The sequence below is a fragment of the Streptomyces sp. NRRL F-5755 genome, assembly GCF_001279365.1.
Classification (GTDB): domain Bacteria; phylum Actinomycetota; class Actinomycetes; order Streptomycetales; family Streptomycetaceae; genus Streptomyces; species Streptomyces rimosus.
On record NZ_LGCW01000279.1, the window covers coordinates 48,109 to 54,356 of the forward strand.

General features: G+C 68.5%; 7 protein-coding genes and 1 pseudogene. 4 read left to right on the top strand and 4 right to left on the bottom strand.

The genetic code is table 11. The features are described 5' to 3' along the window. Window positions 1–213: 213 nt before the first annotated feature. Window positions 214–528 (top strand): annotated as a pseudogene (locus ADK86_RS44820) (hypothetical protein); the annotation flags it as partial. 334 nt (window positions 529–862) lie between these two features. Here ADK86_RS44820 and ADK86_RS44825 read toward each other — a convergent pair. From ADK86_RS44825 to ADK86_RS43400, 4 genes are all read right to left on the bottom strand, one after another. Then, window positions 863–1,417 (bottom strand): hypothetical protein, encoded by a 555-nt coding sequence (locus tag ADK86_RS44825; protein ID WP_234346061.1) that lies wholly within the window; start codon window positions 1,415–1,417, stop codon window positions 863–865. A 137-nt stretch (window positions 1,418–1,554) separates the two neighbouring features. Beyond that, window positions 1,555–1,932, bottom strand: coding sequence for a hypothetical protein (locus ADK86_RS43915; protein ID WP_199834482.1), 378 nt, complete (start codon window positions 1,930–1,932; stop codon window positions 1,555–1,557). Window positions 1,933–2,764: 832 nt separating this feature from the next. Next, window positions 2,765–3,445: a helix-turn-helix domain-containing protein gene (locus tag ADK86_RS43920; RefSeq protein WP_199834483.1), complete on the bottom strand. Its 681-nt coding sequence runs from the start codon at window positions 3,443–3,445 to the stop codon at window positions 2,765–2,767. A gap of 92 nt (window positions 3,446–3,537) precedes the next feature. Beyond that, complete coding sequence (locus ADK86_RS43400; protein WP_159393984.1) at window positions 3,538–3,948, bottom strand: hypothetical protein; 411 nt, start codon at window positions 3,946–3,948, stop codon at window positions 3,538–3,540. A gap of 154 nt (window positions 3,949–4,102) precedes the next feature. Between ADK86_RS43400 and ADK86_RS45285 the strand changes: the two genes are divergently transcribed. The 3 genes from ADK86_RS45285 (at window position 4,103) to ADK86_RS43405 (ending at window position 5,688) form a co-directional block, all read left to right on the top strand. Further along, window positions 4,103–4,234 carry a hypothetical protein gene (locus tag ADK86_RS45285; protein WP_267888813.1) on the top strand — a complete coding sequence of 44 codons (132 nt, stop codon included), beginning with the start codon at window positions 4,103–4,105 and terminating at the stop codon, window positions 4,232–4,234. A 105-nt stretch (window positions 4,235–4,339) separates the two neighbouring features. Beyond that, window positions 4,340–5,245: a DUF6197 family protein gene (locus tag ADK86_RS43925; protein WP_199834484.1), complete on the top strand. Its 906-nt coding sequence runs from the start codon at window positions 4,340–4,342 to the stop codon at window positions 5,243–5,245. 83 nt (window positions 5,246–5,328) lie between these two features. Continuing rightward, window positions 5,329–5,688 (top strand): hypothetical protein, encoded by a 360-nt coding sequence (locus ADK86_RS43405; RefSeq protein WP_053699033.1) that lies wholly within the window; start codon window positions 5,329–5,331, stop codon window positions 5,686–5,688. The last annotated feature ends 560 nt before the right edge of the window (window positions 5,689–6,248 follow it).

Genomic DNA, 6,248 nt, shown 5'->3' on the forward strand with positions numbered 1-6,248 from the left:
GTGAACACCAGCCAGGTCATCATCGCCCGGGACAAGCTCGCCCGGCGCCGACGACTGGACCGTATCTGGCGCGCCGGCGCGGTGGTCAGCTCGCTGTCCTTACTTACTGCCGTCCTCGGCACGGGCACCGCCGCGCTCACCACAGGCGACCCCGCACGGTTCGCCCTGGGCGACCTGATCTGCGCCAGCCTGCTCCTGCTGTCCCTGCTGGCGATGGTCGCAGTGCACTTCGCCGGACGGAGCCTACCCACCCTCCCCTTCGCCGAGGCGCAGCTCGCCTCCGCGCAGGAGTCGCTGTGGCAGCAGAAGGCCGACCGGCGCCCTGACCTGCCTGAGCGGCGCACCCTCTACCGTGAGGAGGTCGCAACCGCGATCGAGCAGTATCAGGCCGACAGCCGCAAGTACCGGCGCATCCACAACGGCCTGCAGTCCCTGGTCATGGTCGGCTCGGCCTCCACTACCACGATCGCGGCTCTCGACACGGGCAAGGAACTGACCTGGCAGAGCCCTTCCCTGACCGCGATCAGCTTCGCCATTACGGTGGCCGCGATGTTCACCGGCTACTACAAGTTCCGCGAGCGCAGCTACTTCTCCAGCAGACCGCCGACGCGATGCGTCGGCGGTCCTCGCTCGTCAGCTCCGGCCATCGGTCCCGCGCCCGGAACTGCCCGGACAGCAGGAAAGCCGCCTTGCAAAAGGGGGCGGCGGGCGCATCGCCGCCCACGGACTGTCGGGGAAGTAATGGGCGGCCAGTGCAAGCGCGGCGCACAGGGCTGTCCTCTCCACGGAAAGCTCGGTCACGACCAGACCACCCCCGAACGCTCACAAACCATCTCGCCGAACTCGGACGCGGTGGTCACCTTCAGTCCGTACTTCTCCCCCACCCCGACAACAAGGGCGCCTGAGCGGCCCGATGGTCCGGAACCACCAGCCACTCCGCTCCCCCGCTGTCGCCTTCCTGCGCGTGGATCAGCTGCGCGAGCGCGGTGCCCGAGGTGTAATCCTTCACGTCCACGCGCAGTTGCTCCATTTTCCGCGCTCGCTTGCGCCCGACATGCACACACAGGTCGTAGGCATCGAGGGCGTGCCATAGCTCCACCTTGAGGCCACGCTCGACCAACCGGTCCCGCAGAGCCAGCTCCGCCAGCCCGGGGACGCAGATGTACCGCCACACACCCCGTACCAGGGCCTTGCGTCCCTCGACGGGCCTCGCCTCCGGGACGATCCCCAGGTCGGGCCAGAGGACAGCTTCCTGGTCAAGCGGGGGTGGCGGAGGGGGTTCCGGCAGTAGTTCGGGCGGCACGATCCCCTCGACAGGGCGGAAGCGGTAGGAAGCGCCCAAATCCTGATGCGGCTTGTGCCGGCAGGCGACCACACCGATCTGCCGGCCCGCCTCATGGCGCAGCGCGACGCGCATCGGCCACCGGCACACCGGACACGCGAACCATCAGCCCCGGTACGTCGAGGCGTAGGGGATGTCCTCGTACAGATCCACGATCAGCGAAGGCAGTCGCAGTTCATTCAGCTCATTCACTGGACCCACCGGGTAGCGGATCAGATCGGTACGTCCGCTCTCGTAGACTTTCTAGTTCCCGCCTTGCACAACTGAGCGAAGGCCGTCTCCTGCGCGACCTCGTCATCCAAGTCGCGCGCACTGATCAGACCGGCGCCCCTTCTCCTCTCTTGCAGGACGCGGAGAACCAGGCGCTGCTCCGCGTCGATGTCGAATGCGTCCTCCGTGACGTGCCCGTCGGAGTCGACTGCGCGCAGTTCGTCGACGTCCCACCCGGGAACGCCCTCGGGCAAGAGCCGGGAGGGATCACCGCGCACCTGACGCCGGAAGTCGGCGAAGGACAGTTTGCTTCCCGGGCCACGCGCGGCCAGCAGCGCGCCATGGCACTCCATCAGCGTCCCGAGACGGGTGGAGGGCATTACCGGGGGCCGTCACCGCGTCGGCGGCACGCAGCACCGAGCGCGCCACGAGGGACTTCACCCAGATCTCATCGATCGGTCGAACATCATCGTTCATCGCGTTCTCCATGAGACCAGAGGGTAGAAGTCATCACTGACAATTCGTCTGGCTTTCTCTCGGGCAGACGGGTCATGAGGGGACGCCAGCGAGAGACGTGAAGCCCGTGGTATCGACCCGTGGATACCGGCGGCGGTACTCTTCCAGATACTCGGCTGCGTGCCGCAGTCCCACTGGGGTCAGCTTCCACCGGTAGCCGATGACATGGCTCCCGTCGGCCGCGAGCACCGGCACTTCGTCGATGCCCCCGGCTCGGCCGCCCTGCGGACTTACTCTTGTAGCCGACATCCAGGTAGAACGGCGCCCGGCCGGACAGTGCGTCTCCCCAGGCCATCAGGGCCTGCCCTGGCCACTCGGGCCATGACGCCCCACAGCCACTCGGACAGCAGCGGCATATCGGGCTGCCGCTCCGCGGACTCCCCCAGCCCCGCGCGAGCGGCTGCCCTACCTCGCCTCGTCATCTCCACCCGAACTCTGGCCACCTCGCCTGCTACCGGGTGGCGCACTACATCGGTGCTGGTCACCAGTAGCCCGCGGCGTTCCAGAGCATGCACGGTCGCACCGGCTCCAGGATCATGAACGCCTTTGCAACGCAATCGCTCCTGCAACCGTGTATAGCCCACGACGTGTGCTGGTGCACGCAGAGCGAGAGGCAGCTTGCGCCACTCCACTGGGCGCGGCACCGGCAGATGGTGGACCCTGCGCATCCACATCTCCGTCTCCGTCATGCGTTCGTCACGCAGGACTTCGGAGGTAGGCCCGCTGCCGCTCGTTCAGCGACCGCCAGGCAGCGTCAGCCGACCCGCTCGGCCCCCTTGGGGCCTGTCGCCTCGGCCGCACCGGCGCCGGCTCATCGAGGCGGGTACGCATCCAGGCGTCCACCACCATACGCACCGGTACGCCGTAGACCTTGGCCAGAGCGGCGGGAAGCCGTCCCACCACGTCACGGTCGCACCAGTTCCGGCCAGGCACGGGACGTCCCTGTCCCAAGGCGGAGAGCCGCGGCGCAGACAGACAGAGGTCACGCCCAACGGCCGTCCCGCGCAGCAGCTCGACCGCCCGGTCGAGCGGCAGGCCAGCAGCAAAGCGCAGGTCGACGAGCCTTTCCTCACCCCGGCGGACTCCGGTGAGTTCCTCCACATCGCAGCGCAGTGCCTCGGCCATCTTCTGCAGCCACTGCGGAGTCGGCGTGTGCCTGCCCTCCTCATAGAAGAAAACCATGCGCGTCGACACACCGATTCGCCGGGCAAGTTCAGCCTTCGTCAATCCTGCCTGCTCCCGCAACGCCGTGAGGCGACCGGGAGTGATCAGGCGCATGGGCAGCGGCATGTCTCCATAAAACTGCAATGAAGATTTCATGACAAAGGCATCCAGCGATACCGGCAAGACTTCCCTTTGTGCCCATACGGCCGTCACGCGCTGGGCTCCTGGAAGCCGTCGCCCTGGAGGAGTAGAGACGTCGGCCAGCCGGATAGATCTACGACGGTGTGGGGAACCCAGAAACGCAGTCAGCCGAAATGGGAGGGCTGGTTGTAGGAACCGTTCTGGTGGTGTTGGCGCCCACACAGCACGGCGGGCGCGCCTGCTCCATCACGCGGCGGGCCCCGGAAGTGTCCAGCCGGTTCCACTGCACCCGCACCGGCGACAACGGCCGCGCCGTTCTGATGCGCAGCCTCTTCGCGGACTTCGACACCGACCTCGCGCACCTGTTCCCCGACGAGATCAACCGGCTCACCGACGACGAGATCGACGAGATCGCGGAGCTGGAAAAGCGCGGTTTGTGGGGCGCCTGGCACCGCGAGCCCGAGCCCGGCGAGTTCTGGCCCGCTCCAAAGGAGGACGACGGCGACGGCGGCCCATCGCGCCGCCGCGGCGGAGGCGGGGCGGCAAGGGCGGCGGTGGCAGGCGCGGGTCCGCATCCAGCCGCCGTACCGAGGAGATCACCTCGACCCGCAAGGCGCTGGAGGCCATCAAGCACCTCACCGACGCCTGACCTGCCCCACACCCCCACCCATCCTGCAGGGCCCGGCCATCCGGCTGGGCCTTGCTCACATCTGGAAGGACACACCGCCCGTGGCCGTATCAACCTCCGTCGTCGTCCTGCTCGGCATCATCGTCTTCGTCATGATCCACAGCAGCTGGGTATGCCTGTGGCCCCCTGGCCTGCGCCGGGGCGCCGTCGCAAGCTGGGTCGTCAGCATCTGAACCGTCCCGGCCGCCGGCGTCGAGGACCGCCACACGACCCCGCACCTTCGACGCCGCAGGAGCACCGATGCCCCACACCCCCACCAAGCGCCGCCACCCGCCGGCGTGACCCGACCACCCCCACCGCCCCGGCGCCCGCGCCCGACAGCGGAACTCTCCCTCGAAGAACGCCTCACCCTCATCGACGCGGCGATGACCGTCCGGCTGGACACCGCTGCCATCGCATACGAGGTCAACACCGCCCACCTCGCCACCGAACCCGTCGACCTGGCCGACGTCATCACCGGCCCCACCGAGCCCGCCGACCCCACCGAGCCCGCCGACCCGGCCGGGACCGCGGCCCGGCCGCTGCCCGACCTACATCCGACACCAGTCGCTGCCCTGCTCCAGCGCGCCCACCACCGCCCACTCACCGACGGCTGGTGCACCGGCACCCTCGTCGACACCGACGGCGCACGCTGCCTGTACGGCGCCATCCAGGCCGAAGCTGGCGGCAACCAGCGCCTGGAATCCGATGCCCTGGACGTTCTCCTGGACGCCACCCGCCGCCAGCCCGACGACAGTTACAGGCCGCGAGCGTCGGCGAGGTGTGCGGCTTGGCCGAGCAGGCGCAGCGGGACATGGGGGCTGCCGAAGGCGTCGTTGAACGCGGGCACAGACTTCGCGCCGACGACACCCGCCCCAGCCTTACGCTCGGACGTGCACCTGCGGCCCCTTCCGCAACTTCCCCACCGAGCACGGCCTGGCCCGCAGCGCCTGGCGGCACATGCACCCCACGCTCCGGCCCCGGATGCAGCAGTGGACCGCCCGGCGGCTTCGGACCCGCACCACCACCAGTACCTGACGCCCTGCCTTGTCCTCGCCCGCCCTTGGGGCCGAGCGAGGGCCGGACAGACCGCCCGGCCACCCGCCGCACCGTCTGCTGCGCCCCACCGATGCGTACGTACGAAGTCGGCGGGGCGCGGTGCGCCCATCCACCTGTCGGAACGGCTGTGCTTCTGGCAGGCCTGAAGCACAGGCCATGGGTACGATGCGGGCGATTACCGACGCTCATGAGCTGGTCAGGGTGCCAGGCTTTCGCACGAGAGGGAACGATGGTGCTGGCGGAGCGGCCTTCAGCGGCATGGGAAGTCGCAGACCTGGTACGGGAGCGGCTGCTCGTCGTGCCGAATCCTCTGGCAGCTTGGGACAGTGACCCGCTCTGGGTTTCCGTCTGGGACTCGGAGCCCGGGCAGGTTCTCGTTTCCCTGATGGCTCCGCGTGAGAGCGCCGATCTGTTCATTCAGCTGAGGATCGGGTTCTCAGTGACCGAGGAAAGCCCTGAGGTCCAGGCTGAGCGGATCCTCGCTGCTGTCCGGCACCCGCATCCTCTGGACGGCGCAGTGGTCTGCGCGGGCTACCGGGAGTGCGCCGAAGAGTACGGGTATCTCTGGCCTTCGTCATTGGACGAGTGAGTCGTCGGCACCTCGGTCGGCGTGGCCCGGCCTGTCCGTTAGGGGCTGCGCCACAGTGACAGCGATCGAGTTCGGCTGTGTCCACGGAAGCTGTGACAGGGCCGGTGTTTCAGCGAACCGCCGGGCGCCTGCTGGTCTCCGACCCCTGGTGAACCGTGCTGGCTCCGGCGTCTGCGCCGGGGCCTTGCCAGCGCCCCCGAGCGCGGTGTCCACCTGGTCGAGTGGCTCAGCTACACCCTGATCGTCCACCAAAGCGAGGCCGGCCAGGTAACCCTTTCGGCCTGCTCCTCGCCCCTGCGCGCTGACTCGGTGCCGGGCGGCGTCGCTGGATCCGGGGCTGCGACCTGGTCCATTCCGGATCCGCCGCTGACAGTGCCCAGCACGCACGTCACCGCCCTGCCGGACCAGCGGAGCCGACTGCAGAGCGTGCCTACCCGCCATGCCTTTATGGAACTGGCGCGCCTAGGCCGTTTCCTTCAGATCATCGGATCGTTGGTCTGGTGTGTCGTTGACTGACGCCCAGTGGGCACGCATCGAGCCGTTGCTGCCGGACCGGACAC

Bases quoted from the DNA above. Each gene is read 5' to 3' on its own strand.
- ADK86_RS44825 (WP_234346061.1), bottom strand. From the start codon at position 1,417: ATGCGCGTCGCGCTGCGCCATGAGGCGGGCCGGCAGATCGGTGTGGTC.
- ADK86_RS43915 (WP_199834482.1), bottom strand. From the start codon at position 1,932: ATGCCCTCCACCCGTCTCGGGACGCTGATGGAGTGCCATGGCGCGCTG.
- ADK86_RS43400 (WP_159393984.1), bottom strand. From the start codon at position 3,948: ATGCGGACCCGCGCCTGCCACCGCCGCCCTTGCCGCCCCGCCTCCGCC.
- ADK86_RS43405 (WP_053699033.1), top strand. From the start codon at position 5,329: ATGGTGCTGGCGGAGCGGCCTTCAGCGGCATGGGAAGTCGCAGACCTG.